Source organism: Bacillus sp. AF23 (assembly GCF_020861455.1).
In the GTDB taxonomy this organism is placed as follows: Bacteria; Bacillota; Bacilli; order Bacillales; family Bacillaceae; genus Bacillus; species Bacillus halotolerans.
In genome coordinates this window covers 1-300 of record NZ_JAJHVY010000062.1, presented here as the reverse complement: position 1 = coordinate 300, position 300 = coordinate 1, and the positions used below count along the sequence as shown (strand labels likewise).

At 36.3% G+C, this 300-nt stretch carries 1 pseudogene; it reads right to left on the bottom strand.

From position 1 onward, the window contains the following. Positions 1 to 199: pseudogene (locus LNN34_RS21860) on the bottom strand (IS5/IS1182 family transposase); the annotation flags it as partial. Positions 200 to 300: the final 101 nt, after the last annotated feature.

Below are 300 nucleotides of genomic sequence, written 5' to 3'. Positions count from 1 at the left end.
TAAACATCATTTTGAATAAAATCAGCGGATCAAGTGAGGGGCGGCCTTTGTTTTCACTGTAGTAAGGTTTCACCTTTTCAATGATAAAAGAGAAGTCTATGTATTTATCAATTTTTCGAAGCAGATGATCCTCTTCGACAAGTTGGTCGAGAAGAACAAATTCGGCTGCGTTTTGAGAAGAGTTTCTTGTGTGGAACATGAGAAAGACACCGTCCTTTTTAGTCTTTCTTTTATTTTATTACAAGAGAATGGATATTTTAAGGAAAAATAAAGGCTGTCGAGATTTTCTCGACAGCCTGA